Consider the following 17,247-nt stretch of genomic DNA (forward strand, 5'->3'; position numbering starts at 1 on the left):
GAAGAGGCACTTACACTGGGCGCATGCCCAACCGCCGCACGGAACTGATGGACGCCGCCCTGAGGGTGGTGGCGGACAAGGGAATGAAGGGCTTGACCCACCGCGCCGTCGACGCCGCCACCGGCCTCCCGGAAGGCACCACGTCCAATTACTTCCGGAGCCGGGCAGCCCTCGTGGAGGCCGCGCTGGACCGCCTCCTGCAGCTTGATGCCGGACTGCTGCGCGAGGCCGGTCCCGCCGGACCGCCGCCGGGCATTCCGGAACTGGCCGACCAGCTGGCCGCCATGGTGCTCGCCCTGGCCCGGCAGCACGCCGGCCTCACGCGGGCGCGGTTGGCCCTGTCGCTGGACCGGCCCGAGGCGGTGACCGCCGGCCACTACCTGCTGGTGGGCGGGCTGGAGCAGGCCCTGGATGGTTTGGGAGTGGCGGGCGCGGCAGGGCGGGCGCGGGACGTCGCCGACTACGCCGACGGTCTCTTGCTGCATCTGCTCACCGTCCGCCGGGACCAGCAGCCCGACCCGGCCGCAACCGCAGCGGCGATCCGCCGCCTGCTGGCCCCGTAAAGCGGACCCGGCAGTCCGTCGTCGTCCTCCCGGGCCGCTAGGACGCGGCGGGCCAGCCTGTGTACGCCTCGGCAAGGTAGGCCATGCCGTGCCGCGATGAAACCACGGAATTCAGTTCGCCAAGCTGGCGGGCCCGGGAAAAGTCGTCTGCGTCCGCGGGGGTGTGCAGCATGGTGGTCATCCAGTACGAGAACTGCTGCGCCTTCCACACCCGGTCCAGGGCGCGGTCGCTGTAGGTGTCCAGCAGATGTCCCGATCCGGAGTTGTAGTGGCTGTCCAGCCCCTCGAAAAGGACCTTGACGTCGTTGATGGCCAGGTTCAGTCCCTTGGCGCCGGTGGGCGGCACCGTGTGTGCGGCGTCGCCGGCGAGGAACAGGTTGCCGTGGCGCATGGGGGTGTGGACGAAGCTGCGGAACGGCAGCACCATCTTCTCCAGGACCGGGCCCTCCTTGAGCTCGAACCCGTTGCCGTTGACCCGGCCGCGGAATTCGGCCCAGATCCGTTCGTCATCCCACTCCGCCACGTTTTCCTTGGGATCGCACTGGAAGTACATCCGCTGGACGGTCTCGGTGCGCTGGCTGATCAGGGCGAAACCGTTGGCGGAGTTGGCATAGATCAGCTCGCCGGAACTGCGCGGGGCTTCGGCCAGGATGCCGAACCAGGCGAAGGGGTATTCGTGGAAGTACCACTTGCGGTGCGCCTCCGGGATCTGGAAGCGGCAGTGGCTGCGCGAGCCGTCCGCCCCCACCACGAAATCGGCCTGGATCTCGAACTCAACCCCCTCGGAATCGGTGAACCAGACCTTCGGCTTGCCCTCCAGGTCATGGACCGATGTGTCGCTGACGCTGTAGCGGACATCGCCGCCGTCGTCCTTCCTGCGCGCTGCCAGGTCCAGGAACACGTCCGTCTGCGGGTAGAGCCACACCGACTCGCCCACCAGGTCCTTGAAATCGATGCGGTGGCTCTCGCCGTTGAACCGCAGCTCGATGCCGTCGTGCCGGTCCCCGTCCCGCAGCACCCGGTCCGAGACCCCACTGTCCACGAGGAGGTTTACCGTGCCGTGCTCCAGGATGCCGGCCCGGACGGTGTGGGAGATTTCCTCGTGGCTGCGGACCTCGACCACCGTGGACTCGATTCCGGCCGTGGCCAGCAGGTGGGAGAGCATGAGGCCGGCCGGGCCGCCGCCCATGATGGCCACCTGCGTGGTGATGATCTTACGTGCCATGACTGCGTCTCGCTTCGTTGCGGGGCCCGGGTGGGGGCCGGAGTGGTTGCCTGGCATTCAGTGTGGCCCCGCAGGGGTGACTGGCGTTACAACAATTCCGTTCAACAGAAAGGCGGTGGGAGTCAGGCTCCGGCCAGGCCTCGCGCGATGCCCCGGGCGGCCGTCTGCAGCGCGGGAACCAAGGCCTGGAGACGCATCTCCTGCAGCGGTACCACCACGCCCAGCGATGCCACCGCCCGCTTCCGGCGGTCCAGGACCGGAACCGCGATTCCCCAGGTGTCCGGGTCCACCACACCCTTCAACTGCGCGAAGCCCTGGTGGGAGGTTTCGGCCAGCAGCGCCCGGACCCCATCCGCGGTAAGTTTGCCGTCCGGGTCGGCGAACCCCGCGAGGTACCTGGCCTGCATGGCCTTGTCCTGGTGGGCCATCAGTGCCAGTCCGGCGGACGAGATATGGATGGGCATCCTGCCCGCCACCTGCGCCCGGTTGGCCACCGAGCCCCGGCGGGACAGGCGTTCCACGAAGAGGGCCTCCCAGCCATCGAGCACGGCCAGGTTGACGTTCTGGTTCAGCACCTGTTGGATGTCCTCCATGAACGGCATGGCGGCCTGCCGGAGCGCCAGCGCGGGTGAGGCGCGGTTGACCAGTTCCCAGAGCCGGAGCCCGGGCCGGACCATTCCACCCGGAGCGGTTTCCAGCAGCCCGTGCCCTGCCAGCTGCCCCACCAGCCGGTGCGTGGTGGTCAGCGGAAGGCCTGCCCGCTCCGCGAGCTCAGACAACCGCAGGGCGCCCACGTCCTGGGGGAACGCGGAGATCAGGCGCACGATCCGGTCCACCACGGAGTCGCCCGAGCTCGAGTTTGCCACCGCCAGTCCTTCCGTTCAACGGGAAGTCCAGCGTACCGCGCCCGGGCGGAACCCGCGCGGGAAGGCGGTCAGGCCGTCGTCGAACCCTGCCTGAGGCGGCGCCACGCGCCGGGAGCCAGCACCACGGCAATGCCGACGGCGGCACCGATGACGGTTTCGATGATGCGGTCGCGCAGCAAAAGGGTTGGCGACGCCGGGACCACCAGCAGCGTTGACACCAGCGCCAGGGGCGTAACGAACACCTGGGCCAGCAAGTACTGGCGGAGGATGAACATTTCGGCGCCGAACTGGCACAGCGCCATGACGAGCACGGTCTGCCAGGGTTGCAGGCCGAGCAGCAGGACGGCGGCCAGCACCAAGAGGCCCAGGACGGTGCCGATGATCCTTTGGATACCCCGGCGCACCCGGTGCCGCGTGGAGTGGCCCACCAGGGGCACCACCGCCGCCACCATGGCCCAATAGTTGTGGCCGAATCCCAGGCGGCTGCCGGCCCAGGTGGCCAGTGACCCGGCAAGTCCGGCAGCCACCAGGTAGCCGAAGCCTTCAAGCCGGGCTGCGCGCTTCTCTGCGGGGGTGCGGCGGATCGGGACCGGCCGGATCCAGGGTGTCCGGTGGCTGGGAAGGATCCGGGATGAGAACCCGATGAGCAGGGCGAACACGGTGGTGAGGACGGCCACCAGCATCCCCTGCCACAGCGGCGGCTGGTTGGGAATGGAAGCGATGGCGGCAAAGGCGAAGATGTGGAAGAGGGACCCGGCTGGGCGAAGCCGCAACCAGGAGATGGCCACCGAGCAGGCCCCGGCAACCAGGGTGGTGGCCAGGACCAGGAGCCAGGTGGTGGTGGAGCGGTCAAGGCCGAAGGCGGATTCCATTCGTGCCGCGAGCGCCGCCAGGAAGATCACCAGCAGCATCAGCAGTCCGGCCCGCAACTGCAGCATGAACCGGACCGCGTGCGGCTCGCCGCGGCCGTAGATGCCCGTGAACGCCCCGAAGGACGCGAAGATTGCCAGGTCCAGCCGGCCCAGGAGCACCAGGGTGATCAGCGGCACGAACACACCGACGGCGCACCTCAGCGCCGGATGGTGGTCCTTGTTGCCGGGACCAATGCTGAACATCTCGGCAAACATCTTCACGTGGGCAGCGCCTTCCTTGGGGGTGGGTTATGTCGGGCGGCCGCGCTGACGTTCCTGCTAGATCCTACGGCGGGAGGCACCGGGGACGCCCGGTACGTTCCCATGAATGGAATCAGGAAGCAACGGGGCGGAAACAGCACCCGGTGATGCTTGAGTCATGAAGCGTCCTCCGCACAACACGCCCACTGCCGACCTGAGCTGCGAGGTCTGCGGCCGGATGCCCGAGCCGCCCAAGGCGCGGCTCACCGTTGCCAACGTGGCCGTCATGCTGCCCATCGAACTCCTTGTCCATGCCCTGGTGGTGGAGACCCACCTTCCCTACGTGGCCAAGGTGCTGGTCCTGACGTTCACCGCCACAGTCCTGGTGATTTGGGTGGCCGAACCGTCGGCGGCAAGGATCCTGCGCAGCTGGCTCCACGCGCCGGCACTGCGGCACCGCCGCCAGCTGGCGGCAGCCCCGTCGTTGTGGCGGGCACGGACACTGCTGGCGGACCAGCCCGGTTCGCTGCAGAGGATGACCCGGACACTGGCCCGGCTCGACGCCAACATCCTGGGCCTGCACGTGCACCCCGCCCCGGACGGGGTCCTGGACGAATTCGTCCTCGCGGTCCCGGGCGAGGTGGGCGAGCGCGAGCTGCTGGCGGCCCTGCACGACGGCGGCGGCAGCCGTTCGCACGTATGGCCCACCACGTCCCTGGCCATGGCGGACGGGCAGACGAAGGCGCTCAGCCTCGCGGCGCGGATCGCCGCCGCGCCGGACGAACTGCCCCTGGCGGTGGCGGAGCTGCTGCATGCGCAGATCGTGCCGCCACACGATGCCGGGTCACCGGCCGACGACGGGACGCGGCTGAAGATCCCCACGGCCTGGCAGGGACCCATCACCTTTTCCCGACCGGGCGAGCCGTTTACTCCGGCCGAATCCGCACGGGCCCACCGCCTCGCCGAGCTGGCCGAAACCCTGTCCCACCGCCGGACCGGCTCGTCCGCCTAGCGGTCGAGGCCGTGCTGGCGCCAGTCACAATCCGTCCGGAGGAGCCGCGGAACGCTGCCGGGCAAAAAACCCTTGACAGTGGCGGGAGTCACTTCTAACTTTGTTTTTGGGATCCCAACTTGGGATCCCAAAATCGAATCCTCCCCATTCGTGAACTTCCCCGTGAAGGAGAAGCTGTGTCCGTCCCAAACACTGAAACAACGGCACCGTCCGCCGAGTCCGCATCCCACACCACCCAGCCCCGCAAGGATGGACTGCAACGGCGCAGTTCCGTCCGGTGGCGGCTCTTCCTGCTGCTCCTGGTCCTCGTGTCCGTCAACTACATCGACCGCGGCTCCATCTCCGTGGCGTTGCCCATCATCCAAAAGGAATTCAACCTCGCCCCCAGCTGGTGGGCCTGCTGCTGTCCGCCTTCTTCTGGACCTACGCCCTGATGCAGGTTCCCGTGGGCTGGCTGATCGACAAGTTCGGCCCCCGCAAGGTAATGACCGCGTCCTGCCTGGGCTGGGGCGCCGCCACGGCAGCCTCCGGCATGGCCGGCGGATTCCTGAGCATGTTCATCGCCCGGCTTGGAATCGGCGTGACCGAAGCAGGGGTGATGCCCGCCGGGGGCAAGCTCAACGCCATCTGGATGCACCGGTCCGAACGCGGCCGCGGCGCCACCATCCTGGACGCCGGCGCACCCCTGGGTGCCGGCCTTGGCGGCATCATCATCGCCGGCCTCATTGCCACCACCGGCAGCTGGCGCTGGTCCTTCGTGATCGCCGGCGCCGCCACCGTCCTCATGGGACTCGCCGTCTGGTGGTACGTCCGGGACAACCCCCGGGAACACCGTGCCGTCAACGAAGCCGAAGCGTCCTACATCGAAGCCTCGCACGCCGCCGAGGACGCCGAAGCCACCATGGACGGCAGCACAGGCAAACGAGGCCTCCTTCCCTACCTGAAGTTCCGCTCCTTCTGGGCCATGTGCCTGGGCTGGCTCGGATTCAACGGAGTGTTCTACGGCCTGCTGACCTGGGGGCCGCTCTACCTGGCCCAAGCCAAGGGCTTCGACCTGAAGACCATCGGCTGGTCCACCCTGGTGATCTTCGGGGCCGGGTTCGTCGGAGAAATCATCGGCGGCACCATCGCCGACAAGTGGCGGGCCTCCGGCGCCTCCGCCAACCTCGTGATGCGCACCCTCCTGGGCGTCTCCAGCGCCATCGTCGTAGCGGGCCTGGTAGGCGTCACCGTGGTCCCCGACGCCACCACCGCCGTCGTCCTGCTCTCCGTTGTCCTGTTCTTCCTGCGCTGGGTGGGCCTGTTCTGGAGCATCCCGTCCATCCTGGGCGGACGCACCAACGCCGGGGTCCTGGGCGGCGCCATGAACCTCAGCGGCAACATCTCCGGCTTCGTGACCCCCATCGTCGTCGGCCTGATCGTCGGGGCCACCGGCTCCTACACCTGGGCGCTGCTGTACTTTGTCGGTTCCGCGGTGATCATGGGCGCATCGGTCCTCACCCTGAACTACAACAAGCGGCTTCCTGTCTAAGCTGGCCCTCGCAGGGAAACTTGCAAACCACGCCCCCGCAGCCGGGAGCAGTGCCATACAAGAAATCGAAAATGGAGCACCATGCTGACCGCAGAAGAGACCCAGGACAAGGACCGCCCCCTCCGCGAGACCGTCCGGGACACCCTCCGCACCCGCATTTTCGAAGGGCACTACGCTCCCGGCACGCGGCTGGTGGAACGCGACCTCGCCGCCGAATTCTCCGTCTCCCGCCTGCCGGTCCGCGAAGCCCTCCGCATGCTCCGGCAGGAAGGCCTCATCAGCGACCGCGGGGCCCGCGGGGCGGAAGTAAGCAGCCTCAGCCCCAAGGATGTGGAGGACCTCTTCGACGTCCGCCAGTCCCTCGAGGTGCTGGCCTGCCGGCTCGCCGCCCGCCGCGCCACCGCTGAGGACCTGGCCTACCTCAAGGGGCTGCTGGACAACGCAGAGGCTTTCCTTGCCAAGGGAGCGGTGATGGAAGCGCACCGCTCCAACAGCGAGTTCCACGACGCCATCACCGGGATCGCGGACAACAACTTCCTCAAATCGGCCCTGGAACCCCTGCAGGGCCGGATGCACTGGCTGTTCCGGCACGTCAGCGACCTGCCCGAACTGATCCGCGAACACCGGGAAGCTCTACGCCGCCATTGCCAGCGGCGACCCCGACCGGGCGGCCGCCCAATCCGCCTCCCACATCGGAAAGTACCGGGAACAGTTCCCCGAGGACTTCCAGAAAACCGAACCAGAATTCCACCGGAAGAGAAAATGAAACTCCTGGTCATCAACCCCAACATCAGCGCCGACGTCACGGCCCTGATCGAATCCGAGGCGCTCCGCTCCGCCGCCCCCGGCACCGACCTGCTGGTGCGGACCGCCGGTCACGGCGTCGAATACATCGAAACCCGGTTCGAAGCCCTCATCGCCGCCGGGGCCGTCGCCGAAATCGTCGCCGAGCACACCCGCCCCGGCGCGGACCCGGTTGACGCCATCGTGGTGGCGGCCTTCGGCGACCCCGGCATGCCCGCCTTGAAGGAATTGGCCGACGTCCCGGTCATCGGCATCACCGAGGCCGCACTCTGCGCGGCGGCCCTGCAGGGCCACCGCTTCTCCATCATCGCCATCTCGGACCGGATCAAGCCCTGGTACCGCGAGTGCGTGGAACACTTCGGGCTTGCCGGCCGGCTGGCCTCCATCCGCTCCATCAACGACTCCCTCACCAGCATCGGCTCGGTCCAGCAGGACTTCAGGGAAACCCTGCTGGCACTCAGCCGGCAGGCCGTGGCGGAGGACGGCGCCGACGTCGTCATCCTCGCCGGCGCCCCGCTGGCAGGACTCGCCCGCGACCTCAAGGGACAGATCCCCGTGCCGGTGGTTGACGGCATCTCCGCCGGCATCCGCATGGCCGAAGCGGTGGCCGGACTGCAGTCCGGACCGCACCGCGCCGGCGCGTTCGCCCCTCCCCCGGCGAAGGACCGAAAAGGCCTCTCCGGCAGCCTGGACGCAGCCCTTGCGGCCCGCCAGGAGCACGCCGGCGCGCCCCAGCCTGCCGCCTAAAGCCAGACGCCAGACGCCACCACACCCACAAGGAGGACACCGATGTCCCACCAGCCAGAACTCGTCATTGCCAACGCCACAATCGTCAACAGCCATGGCCGCCAGGCCGCCCACATCGTGGTGCAGGACGGCTGTATCGCCGCCCTCATCGACGTTGACCAGCCGGTCCCTGCCGCCGGCCGCACCATCGACGCCGCCGGCAAACTCGTCATCCCCGGCGGCGTTGACGGACACTGCCACGTCGCCCAGGTCACCGGACGCTTCCGCACCCTTGACGACTTCCGGACCACGTCCACCGCGGCACTCTGGGGCGGTACCACCACCATCATCGACTTCGGCATCCCCCGGGACGCCCAGGAAACCCCGCTCGCCGCCGCCCTGCACAAGAAGGAACTCGCCACCGAATCCCGGTGCGACGTCGCCCTCCACGGTGCGGTGGTCGCCTGGGACGAAACCATCCCCTGGCAGCTCGAGCAGCTTGCCGCCGAAGGCGTCCGCTCCGTAAAGATGTACACCACCAACCGCGGCACCACCATGGCTGACGGGGACACCATCCTGAAGGTCATGCGGGAACTGGTCCGGCTGGACGGCCTGGCGTACATCCATGCCGAACACGATCCCATCATCGCCGACTGCACCGAACAGCACGCCCAGGACGGCCGGATTGGGATCGAACACCTGCACCGGACGCGCCCCGAGCTGGCCGAGGAGATCTCGGTGAAGGAAACCCTGGCCATGGCCGAATACACCGGGGCGCCGGTCTACTTCGTCCACCAGTCCACGCCAGGGGCCGTGGACCTCGTCTCGGAGGCACGCGGGCGCGGGCTCCAGGCCTACTCCGAGACCTGCCCGCACTACGTCACCTTGGACGACACTGTCTACGCGTCCGCCTTTCCCGAATGGTTCGCCTGCTGCCCGCCCATGCGCAGCCCGGAAACCGTGGCCGCGCTCAAGGAGCGGCTGGCGTCCGGGGCCATCCACACCATGTCCTCGGACCACTCCTGCTACGACCTGTCCCAGAAGCGCGAGCGCACCGATGACGTGCGCGCCATGCCGCACGGGCTGCCCGGCGTGGAGACCCGGATGCCGGTGACGTTCACCGCGATGACTTCCGCCGGCGCCTCCGTGGAGCAGTTCGTCGAGGCCTTCGCGGCCGGCCCCGCCCGCATCAACGCGGTCCCCGACAAAGGCCGCATCGCCGAGGGGTTCGACGCCGACCTGGTGGTTTTCGACCCCACCGAGGAACGGACCGTGGATGGCGCCGCCCTGCACATGGGGACCGATTTCTCGCCCTTCCATGGGAAGGCACTCACCGGCTGGCCCGCCGTCGTGGTTTCCAACGGCCGGGTGGTGCTGGACGCGGACGGCTTCCACGATCCCGGCCCCGCAGGCCGGTTCATCAACCGCAACGGCTTCCGCGAGCACCAGTCCCTTTCCGCCGCCGCGGCGCCTGCCGCCGCCCTCTAGGAGTTCCCATGCCTGCAACCACACGCCCCCGCCGGATCGGCATGATCGTGCCGTCCTCCAACACCTGCCTGGAGCCGCAGACCTACCGGATCCTCGGTGGCCGCAGCGACGTCACGGTCCACTTCACCCGCATTCCCGTCACCCGGATCGCCCTGGACGACTCCGCCAACCGCCAGTTCGACCCCGCCGTCATGCGGGAGGCCGCACGGCTGCTGGCGACGGCGGACGTGGACGTCATCGCCTGGAACGGCACCTCGGGGTCGTGGCTGGGTTCGGCGCACGACCGGGAGCTGGCGGCGGAAATTACTGAGGCCACGGGCATCCCGGCCACTACCTCCACGCTGGCCTACCTTGAGGCGTTCCGGGCCTTCGGCACCGAACGGATCGGCCTGTTCACGCCGTACACAGGCGATGTGAACCACCAGGTCATCGCCTCCTACGAGCGCGAAGGCATTAAAACCGTGGACCACCGGGCGCTCGGGCTCAGCGACAACGAGTCGTTCGCCAGGGTCACGGACGCGGAGATGCTGCCGGGATCGCGGGAACTCGCCGCCGCCGCGCCCGACGCCCTGGTGTACCTGTGCACCAACCTCTACGGCGCCAACATCACCGCCGAGATCGAGGAGAGCACCGGCGTTCCGGTCCTTGACTCCGTGGCGGTCACCCTCTGGCACGCCCTGAAACTGGCGGGGGCTCCGCTGTTGGAGCCGCGCTGGGGCAGGCTCCTGGCCTAGCCGGCGTGCCCCGCCGGGCGCTTACATCCGCAGGGTCAGGGCTCCGGGCTCGATGCTCATCAGCACGTGCTTGCCCTCACCCTCGTGGTCCCCGTCCAGTTGGTAGTCGTCCTTGTGCTCCAGGGTGATCTCAACCGTCTTGCCCTGGAAATACTCCACCGCCGTATCCCCGTTCCGGCCCTTGCCGATGATGCCGGCCAGCACGGACAGCCAGCCGAGCTTGCCGTGGTGGGGTGCCAGGACCGCGATGTCCAGCAGGCCGTCGTCGATCTTGGCGTCAGGGAAGATCTCCACGCCGCCCTGGACCTTGCCGCAGTTGCCCACCATCACGCTGCGCACGCCGCGGTGCATCACGGTCTTGCCGTCAATTGCGAGGGTGGCCTTCACGGGCTTCCCGGGCAGGTTCCGGATGCCGGCATCCACGTAGGCCAGCCACCCAACCTTGTCCTTGAGGTCCTCGTTGGTGTCGCCCATGATGGTGGCGTCGTAGCCCAGGCCCGCCATGACCAGGAAGAGCTGGTCCTGGTCCGGATCGCTCCGCTTGGCGCGGACCACGTCGATCTTCCGTTCGGCGCCGGTCAGGGCGCCGGCCATGGCGCCGTCGTAATCGGTCACGTCCATGCCCAGGTTGCGTGCCAGCAGGTTCCCGGTGCCCAGGGGGAGCAGGCCCATGGGCGTATCACCGCCGGCCAGGACCTCGGCGACGCACCGGACGGTACCGTCGCCGCCGGCCGCGATGACGAGGTCCGCCCCCTGAGCCAGGGCTTCCTTTGCCTGCCCGACGCCGGGATCCTCCTTGGTGGTCTCCAGCCAGATGGGCTCGCCCCAGCCGTTCTCGACGCAGTGCTTGGCCACCAGGCCGCGTACGTCGAAGTCCACCGGCTTGGCAGGATTGACAATGATGGCGGCACGTTTGGGCGAAGTGGAGCTGGTGTCAGTCATGGCGTCCTCTGGTGGGGTGGAAAGCAAGCAGGCTGTTGAGAGAAGAGTAACCCGAAGCGGCTGCAGTTCCGCGCCTACAGCGCCTTGACGGCACCCAGCACCTGGGCCAGGGACTCCTTGGCGTCGCCGAACAGCAGGGACGTCTGCGGCTCGAACAGGAGTTCGTTTTCGATGCCGGCAAACCCAGGGCGCATGGAACGCTTAAAGAACACCACCTGCCGCGCTTCCGCCACCTCCAAGATGGGCATCCCGTAGATCGGCGACCCTGAGGATGTCTTGGCCGCCGGGTTGACGACGTCATTGGCACCCACCACCAAGGCGACATCGGCGGTCTTGAACTCCGGGTTGATCTCGCCCATTTCCTTGAGCGATTCGTAGGGCACGTTGGCTTCCGCCAGCAGCACGTTCATGTGGCCGGGCATGCGGCCGGCCACCGGGTGGATGGCGAAGTCCACCTGGATGCCCCGGGCTTCCAAAGCCAGCGCCAGTTCGGCGGCGGTGTGCTGCCCCTGCGCCACGGCCAGGCCGTAGCCGGGAACAATAATCACGCGCTGGGCGTAGCCCAGCAGGACCGCCACGTCCTCCGGCGAGGAGGACCGGACCGGACGCTCGCTCACTGCCGTGGACCCCGCCGTCGACCCTCCGCGGAAGGCGCCAAACAGGATGCCCGCGACGCTCCGGCCCATGGCCGCAGCCATGGCGCGGGTGAGGATGGTGCCCGAGGCGCCCACCAGCGTGCCGGCCACCACCAGCAGGACGTTGCCGAGCACCACGCCGGACGCCGCGACGGCCAGGCCGGTGAAGGCGTTGAGCAGCGAGATGACGATGGGCACGTCGGCGCCGCCCACGGGCAGGACCAGCAGGACGCCCGCGGCGAGGCCCAGGACCAGCAGCAGGACCGCAAGGGGCAGCGACCCGGAAACGACGACGGCGACGCCGGAGGCCACCGCCGCGAGCAGTACCACCGACATCACCACGGGCAGCCCCGGGAACACCACGGGCCGGGTGGTCATCAGCTCCTGCAGCTTGGCGAACGTGATGCCCGAGCCGGCGAACGAAACGGCCCCCACCAGGAGCGTGAAAACGATGGCCACGCGGACCCACGGTTCCCCCGCATGGCCCAGCTCGAGGAGGGCCACCAGCGCAGCAGCGCCGCCTCCCACCCCGTTGAACAGGGCCACCAGTTGCGGCATCTGCGTCATCCTGACCCGCCGCGCCACGGGGGCGGCGACGGCGGAGCCCACCACGATCGCGCCCAGGATCCACGGGACGTTCTCGAGCCGGGCGGACAGGAAGACGGTCACGACGGCGATCACGGCACCCAGGGCGCCCACCAGGTTTCCGCGGCGGGCGGTGCGGGGCGAACTGAGTCCGCGCAGCGCCAGGATGAAGAAGATCGCTGCGGCCAGGTAGAGCAGGGCGGTCCAGACGGGATCGAGGATGCTCATTTGCTGCCGCCCTTGGCTTGCCCGGCATCCTTTTTCGCATGGAACATGTGCAGCATCCGGTCCGTCACCACGAACCCGCCCACCAGGTTGGCGGTGGCGAGGACCACCGCGAGCAGTGCCACCGCCAGGACCCACGGGTCTGCCGCCTGGCCGGCCACGATGATGGCACCCACCAGGATGATCCCGTGGATGGCATTCGCGCCGGACATCAGCGGGGTGTGCAGGGTGCTGGAGACCTTGGACACCACCTCGAAGCCGACGAACACTGCCAGTACGGTAATGGTCAGCAGGGCTGTCCCGTCCATCAGAGTGCTCCGTCCTGCCGTGCCGTGGCGGCTGCGCCGGTCCGTGCGGCCAGCAGTGCGGCCGTGGGCTGGTGCCGCACCACGCCGTCGTGGGTCAGGCAGGCTCCGGCCACCACTTCGTCATCGAAATCCAGGGCCAGCGCGCCGTCCCGGACCATCAGCGCCAGCAGGTTGGCCACGTTCTTGGCGTACAGGCGGGAGGCGTCGGAGGCCATCGCAGAGGCTGGGTCCTTCAGGCCCACCAGGGTAATCTGCCCGGACCCGTCCGCGGTGGGGATGGGGATGTCCTGGCCGGGCACGGATCCCTCCACGTTCCCGCCGGACTCCGCGGCGAGGTCAACGACGACCGATCCGGGGCGCATGCCCTGCACCATTTCACGGGTCACCAGGAGGGGCGCGGGACGGCCCGGGACGGCCGCCGTCGTGATCAAAACGTCCGATTGGGCGACGTGCGGGGCCAGCAGCTGGCGCTGCCTGGTGCCGGCATCGGAGCTCAGCTGCCGCGCGTAGCCGCCCGCCGCTTCCGCGGTTTCAAGGTCCAGCCGGATGAAGGTGCCGCCCATGGAGGCCACCTCGTCAGCGGAGGCGGGCCGGATATCGTTGGCGAACACCCGCGCCCCCAGCCGCTTTGCCGTCCCGATGGCCTGCAGTCCCGCCACGCCCGCCCCAAGGACCAGGACGCGGGCCGGCGGGATGGTCCCGGCGGCGGTCATGTACAGCGGGAAGAACCGTGGCAGCCGGATGGCCGCTTCGAGCACGCAGCGGTAGCCGGCCACCAGCGCCTGCGAGGTCAGCGCATCCATGGACTGGGCCCGGGAAATGCGGGGCACCAGCTCCAGGGCGAAGGAGGTGACGCCGTTGTCGGCGAGCGCCTGCACCGTGGGCAGTTCGGACGACGGCGACCCGAGCCCCACAGCCACCGCTTCCCGTTTCAACGCTGCAGCCGTGTCCGGGTCCAGCGGGCGGACGTGGGCCAGGATGTCGAGGGCGCCGTGGTCCAGTTCCGGGACGATCTCCGCGCCCGCCTGCCGGTAGTCATGGTCGGAGTGGCCCGCGGCCGTCCCGGCCCCGGTTTCGAGCAGGACGTCCAAGCCCATTCCGGTCAACTGCCTGACGGTGTCGGGGGTGGCGGCCACGCGCCGCTCGCCCTCCCGGCGTTCCCGCGGAATGCCCAGTTTCACCCGCTGCCTCCTCTTCCTGAAGGGCGTGGCAGCGGCTCTGCTGCACGCAGTTGGCTTGAGTCTAGAGCCCTGCACGCCGCGGCGGGAGTAGGGTGGCCGGCTTGGATGGCAAACAGTTACCTCGCGGCAGCGCGCGCCGACCCGCCGTAATCCAGGGCGATCCGCCGCGCGGCTTCCAGGAGCTCGGGGAGGACTGTCGCCTCGATGTCCTGGGCTGCGGCTCGGTGCGTCTGCAAGGAAACGTTGGCCGCCGCTACAACCTCGTGTCCGCGCATCACGGGGACAGCGACGCCGCGGAGGCCTTCTTCGAGTTCCTGCGAGACCATGGACCAGCCTTTCCGGCGCGTGGCCTCCACCTCGGCCCTCAGGTCCTCGACGCTGCCGAGGGAGCGGTCGGTGAAGCGGTGGAGCTGGACCGACTGGAGATAGTCCTCCAGCCGCGCGGCGGGCAGGCCGGCGAGCAGGACCCGGCCCATGGAGGTGGCCCAGGCCGGGAAGCGGGTGCCAACGGTGATGGAAACGCTCAGCAGGCGTGGTGAGGGCACGCAGGCCACGTAGACCACGTCGCCGCCGTCGAGGATGCACAGGGCCGTGGTTTCGTTCAGGTGCTCCGCGAGTTCCTTCAGGTGCGGCTCCGCCACCCTGGGCAGGGTCAGGCCGGCCAGGTAGGAGCGGCCGACGTCGAGGGACCGGGCGGTCAGTTCGAAAGCGGACCCTTCGGCCCGGACATAGCCAAGATCGGCCAGCGTCAGCAGGAACCGGCGTGCGGAGGCGCGCGTCATGTCCGTTGCGGCCGCCACTTGGGAAACGGTGAGCCTTGGCTGGTCCGGGGTGAAGGCGAGCAGGACGTCGAAGGCCTTCTCCACGGACTTCACAAAGTAGCCTGCCTGCTCCTCCATGGGCGTTGCGGTTTCCTCTCCGGACGTCGGTGGCGCACCGCTCAGGTTTGCCGGGCTTCAGCGCCTGTCCGATCATATCGGTGGCGGCTGTCAGGACCTCGCCCGGAGATCCGCCAGCGTTTCCTGCAGCAGCCCGCGGACCCGGCCGTCCAGGGCCAGCAGCGGGACCATGGCCACTGCCTGCTCGCGGAGGTGGTCCCATCCGTCGATGCAGCGGACCCCCAGGCGGCGGCCCCGGGCCACGCTTGGGGTGGCGTGGCGGGCGTACACGAAGTCGTAGAGGACGGCGTCCGGCGCGAGCGGCGCGCTGCCCCACGCGGGACCGTCCGAACTGCCCTTGCCGATGGGGGTGGCGTTAACCACCAGTGATACGTCCGCGGCGAGATCCTGCGCCGCACGCCATGAGACGGGCCGGGATTCGATGCCAAGTTCCAGGCCGAGGTCCGTCAACTCATTGGCGGCGCGGGGGTCCTGGTCGGTGATGGACACGGCATCCACGTTTCCGCGCAGGGCGATCAGCGCGGCCCTGGCCGCTCCGCCGGCCCCAAGGAGCAGTGCATGCCGGTGGGTTACTCCGCCCAGCAGCACCTCCACTGCCGTGATGTCGGTGTTGTGCCCCACCAGCTCCACGCCCTCCCTGACCAGGAGGTTGCAGGCGCCGCTCAGCCGGACCGGGCCGGTGGCGCGGTCCGCGGCCTCGGCGGCCCAGTGCTTGTGCGGCATGGTGACATTGGCCGCCAGGATGTCCGGTTCCAGGAGCCTGCGCCGGGTCCGGGCCAGGTCACCGCCGGCAGGGACGTCCCAGGGTTCATAAGTCCAGCCGTTGCCGAGTTCCTGCAGGACGGGGTTCCACAGATCGGGAGACATGGCCGCGGACGCAGCGGACCCGATCAGGACCAGGCGGGATGCCTCCACAGAAGGATTCGTCATGACGCACCTTTCGCGCAGTGCCATTGTGATTGGCCTCACTGGCTAGTATCCTCTACTCAAACGCATATCGCACACTTGTTCGTTATGCGCACAAAATAGGAATTCACGCTTACCTTCAGCGCGGAAGGACACCCCCATGACCGACATCGCAGCAGGCTCCCAGGCCCAGTACACGCCGGACGCCCAACGCCGCCTCAAGCGCGCCAGGAAGGCTGCGCTGGCTGCCTTCCTGGGCGGCGCCCTGGAGTACTACGACTTCTTCATCTACGCCACCGCCGCCTCCCTGGTGTTCTCGAAGATCTTCTTCCCGGCGGGCGATCCGACCATCGCCCTGCTGGCCTCGTTCGCAACGTTCGGGGTGGCCTACGTCGCCAGGCCGTTCGGCGCCGTCGTCTTCGGCCACCTGGGTGACAAGATCGGACGCAAGAACACGCTGGTGCTCACCCTGGTGCTCATGGGCAGCGCCACATTCCTGATCGGCGCCCTGCCCGACTTCAACGCCGCCGGCTACTGGGCGCCCGCCCTGCTGGTGCTGCTGCGCCTGATGCAGGGCCTCTCTGCCGGCGCGGAGACCGCCGGCGCCTCGGCCCTGTCCACCGAGGAAGCCCCCGAGGGCCGCCGCGGCTTCTTCGCCAGCTTCTCGATGAGCGGCATCTCTGCCGGCATCGTCCTCGCCTCCCTGGCGTTCCTGCCCGTGGCCGCCATGAGCGAGGCAGACCGGCTCGCATGGGGCTGGCGAATCCCCTTCTGGCTGTCCATCGTGGTGCTCATCGTCGCCTACCTGGTCCGCCGCTCACTGGAAGAACCTGAGGTCTTCGAGGAAAAGCAGGACCACGGCGAACTGGTGAAGCTGCCGTTCGCCAAGATGTTCCAGACCCATCCCGCGCAGTTCTTCCAGGTGGCGCTGATGTCCTTCGAGACGGTCACCAACACCTTCATGCAATCGTTCGGCCTGGCCTACGCCGTGTCCGTGGGCGTGCCCGCGTCCACCATGCTGTGGGTGAGCATCCTCGGAAACGTCCTGGCCATGGCCAGCCAGCCGCTGATGGCCCGGCTGTCCGACACCTATGGCCGCCGGCCCATCTTCATCGCCGGGGTCCTCGGCTCCGGCGCCATGATCTTCGTGTACTTCTCGGTGATCTCCACGGGCAACATCCCGATGATCTTCCTGACCAGCACCCTGATTACCGCCGGAACGTACGCCATGTCCAACGCGATCTACCCGGCGTGGTTCTCCGAGCTCTTCAACGTCAAGGTCCGCTACTCCGGCATGGCGATCGGCCTCCAGATCGGCATCCTCTGCGCCGGCTTCACCCCGCTGCTGGGAACCGCCCTCGTGGGTGCCGAGAAGGCCAACTGGGGCCCTGCGGCCTGGATTGTCGCGGCGTCGTCCATCCTGGCCGTGACCGGAGCCTTGTGGGCCCGGGAAACCGCCAAGACCCCGCTGCGTGAACTCGGCAACCCGGTCAGGTAGACCCCGG

17 protein-coding genes are annotated in these 17,247 nt (G+C 68.6%); 8 read left to right on the forward strand and 9 right to left on the reverse strand.

Annotated elements, in window-relative coordinates; translation table 11 throughout:
- Window positions 1–23 precede the first annotated feature (23 nt).
- On the forward strand, window positions 24–563 hold the full coding sequence (locus ACX5I6_RS04135) for a TetR/AcrR family transcriptional regulator (protein WP_461839564.1): 540 nt from the start codon (window positions 24–26) through the stop codon (window positions 561–563).
- A gap of 37 nt (window positions 564–600) precedes the next feature.
- Here ACX5I6_RS04135 and ACX5I6_RS04140 read toward each other — a convergent pair whose 3' ends face one another.
- The 3 genes from ACX5I6_RS04140 to ACX5I6_RS04150 all read right to left on the reverse strand — a co-directional run bounded on the left by ACX5I6_RS04140 (window position 601) and on the right by ACX5I6_RS04150 (window position 3,787).
- Complete coding sequence (locus ACX5I6_RS04140) at window positions 601–1,788, reverse strand: 4-hydroxybenzoate 3-monooxygenase (RefSeq protein ID WP_461839565.1); 1,188 nt, start codon at window positions 1,786–1,788, stop codon at window positions 601–603.
- Between the two features lie 122 nt (window positions 1,789–1,910).
- Entirely contained in the window at window positions 1,911–2,654 is a 744-nt protein-coding gene (locus ACX5I6_RS04145) for an IclR family transcriptional regulator (RefSeq protein WP_285246423.1), read from the reverse strand.
- 68 nt (window positions 2,655–2,722) lie between these two features.
- Window positions 2,723–3,787 (reverse strand): FUSC family protein, encoded by a 1,065-nt coding sequence (locus ACX5I6_RS04150; protein WP_285246424.1) that lies wholly within the window; start codon window positions 3,785–3,787, stop codon window positions 2,723–2,725.
- A gap of 157 nt (window positions 3,788–3,944) precedes the next feature.
- On the opposite strand from ACX5I6_RS04150, the gene ACX5I6_RS04155 reads away from it, so the two are divergent.
- The 6 genes from ACX5I6_RS04155 (at window position 3,945) to ACX5I6_RS04180 (ending at window position 10,061) form a co-directional block, all read left to right on the forward strand.
- On the forward strand, window positions 3,945–4,778 hold the full coding sequence (locus ACX5I6_RS04155; protein ID WP_461839566.1) for an ACT domain-containing protein: 834 nt from the start codon (window positions 3,945–3,947) through the stop codon (window positions 4,776–4,778).
- Window positions 4,779–4,954: 176 nt separating this feature from the next.
- Complete coding sequence (locus tag ACX5I6_RS04160) at window positions 4,955–5,212, forward strand: hypothetical protein (protein ID WP_461839567.1); 258 nt, start codon at window positions 4,955–4,957, stop codon at window positions 5,210–5,212.
- Window positions 5,170–6,309, forward strand: a complete 1,140-nt coding sequence (locus tag ACX5I6_RS04165) for an MFS transporter (protein ID WP_461839568.1) — start codon at window positions 5,170–5,172, stop codon at window positions 6,307–6,309. The genes ACX5I6_RS04160 and ACX5I6_RS04165 overlap by 43 nt, the downstream gene beginning before the upstream one ends.
- Window positions 6,310–6,390: 81 nt before the next feature.
- A complete protein-coding gene (locus ACX5I6_RS04170) occupies window positions 6,391–7,860 on the forward strand; it encodes an aspartate/glutamate racemase family protein (protein ID WP_461839569.1) in 1,470 nt (489 codons plus the stop codon).
- Window positions 7,861–7,902: 42 nt separating this feature from the next.
- Complete coding sequence (locus ACX5I6_RS04175) at window positions 7,903–9,327, forward strand: amidohydrolase family protein (RefSeq protein WP_461839570.1); 1,425 nt, start codon at window positions 7,903–7,905, stop codon at window positions 9,325–9,327.
- Between the two features lie 8 nt (window positions 9,328–9,335).
- A complete protein-coding gene (locus tag ACX5I6_RS04180) occupies window positions 9,336–10,061 on the forward strand; it encodes a maleate cis-trans isomerase family protein (RefSeq protein ID WP_461839571.1) in 726 nt (241 codons plus the stop codon).
- Window positions 10,062–10,082: 21 nt separating this feature from the next.
- On the opposite strand, the gene ACX5I6_RS04185 is transcribed toward ACX5I6_RS04180, so the two are convergent.
- The 6 genes from ACX5I6_RS04185 to ACX5I6_RS04210 form a co-directional block, all read right to left on the reverse strand.
- Entirely contained in the window at window positions 10,083–11,003 is a 921-nt protein-coding gene (locus ACX5I6_RS04185) for a diacylglycerol/lipid kinase family protein (protein WP_461839572.1), read from the reverse strand.
- 74 nt (window positions 11,004–11,077) lie between these two features.
- Window positions 11,078–12,451, reverse strand: a complete 1,374-nt coding sequence (locus ACX5I6_RS04190; RefSeq protein WP_461839573.1) for an NAD(P)(+) transhydrogenase (Re/Si-specific) subunit beta — start codon at window positions 12,449–12,451, stop codon at window positions 11,078–11,080.
- Complete coding sequence (locus ACX5I6_RS04195; protein WP_018762915.1) at window positions 12,448–12,756, reverse strand: NAD(P) transhydrogenase subunit alpha part 2; 309 nt, start codon at window positions 12,754–12,756, stop codon at window positions 12,448–12,450. Before ACX5I6_RS04195 ends, ACX5I6_RS04190 begins: the two co-directional genes overlap by 4 nt.
- A complete protein-coding gene (locus tag ACX5I6_RS04200) occupies window positions 12,756–13,937 on the reverse strand; it encodes a Re/Si-specific NAD(P)(+) transhydrogenase subunit alpha (RefSeq protein ID WP_461839574.1) in 1,182 nt (393 codons plus the stop codon). The genes ACX5I6_RS04195 and ACX5I6_RS04200 overlap by 1 nt, the downstream gene beginning before the upstream one ends.
- A 116-nt stretch (window positions 13,938–14,053) precedes the next feature.
- Window positions 14,054–14,836 (reverse strand): IclR family transcriptional regulator domain-containing protein, encoded by a 783-nt coding sequence (locus ACX5I6_RS04205; protein ID WP_461839575.1) that lies wholly within the window; start codon window positions 14,834–14,836, stop codon window positions 14,054–14,056.
- Window positions 14,837–14,926: 90 nt separating this feature from the next.
- Window positions 14,927–15,766, reverse strand: coding sequence for a shikimate dehydrogenase family protein (locus tag ACX5I6_RS04210; RefSeq protein ID WP_461839576.1), 840 nt, complete (start codon window positions 15,764–15,766; stop codon window positions 14,927–14,929).
- Window positions 15,767–15,902: 136 nt separating this feature from the next.
- Here ACX5I6_RS04210 and ACX5I6_RS04215 point away from each other — a divergent pair, with 136 nt between their 5' ends.
- Window positions 15,903–17,240 carry an MFS transporter gene (locus ACX5I6_RS04215; protein WP_461839577.1) on the forward strand — a complete coding sequence of 446 codons (1,338 nt, stop codon included), beginning with the start codon at window positions 15,903–15,905 and terminating at the stop codon, window positions 17,238–17,240.
- Window positions 17,241–17,247: the final 7 nt, after the last annotated feature.

Source organism: Arthrobacter sp. MMS24-T111 (assembly GCF_054888995.1).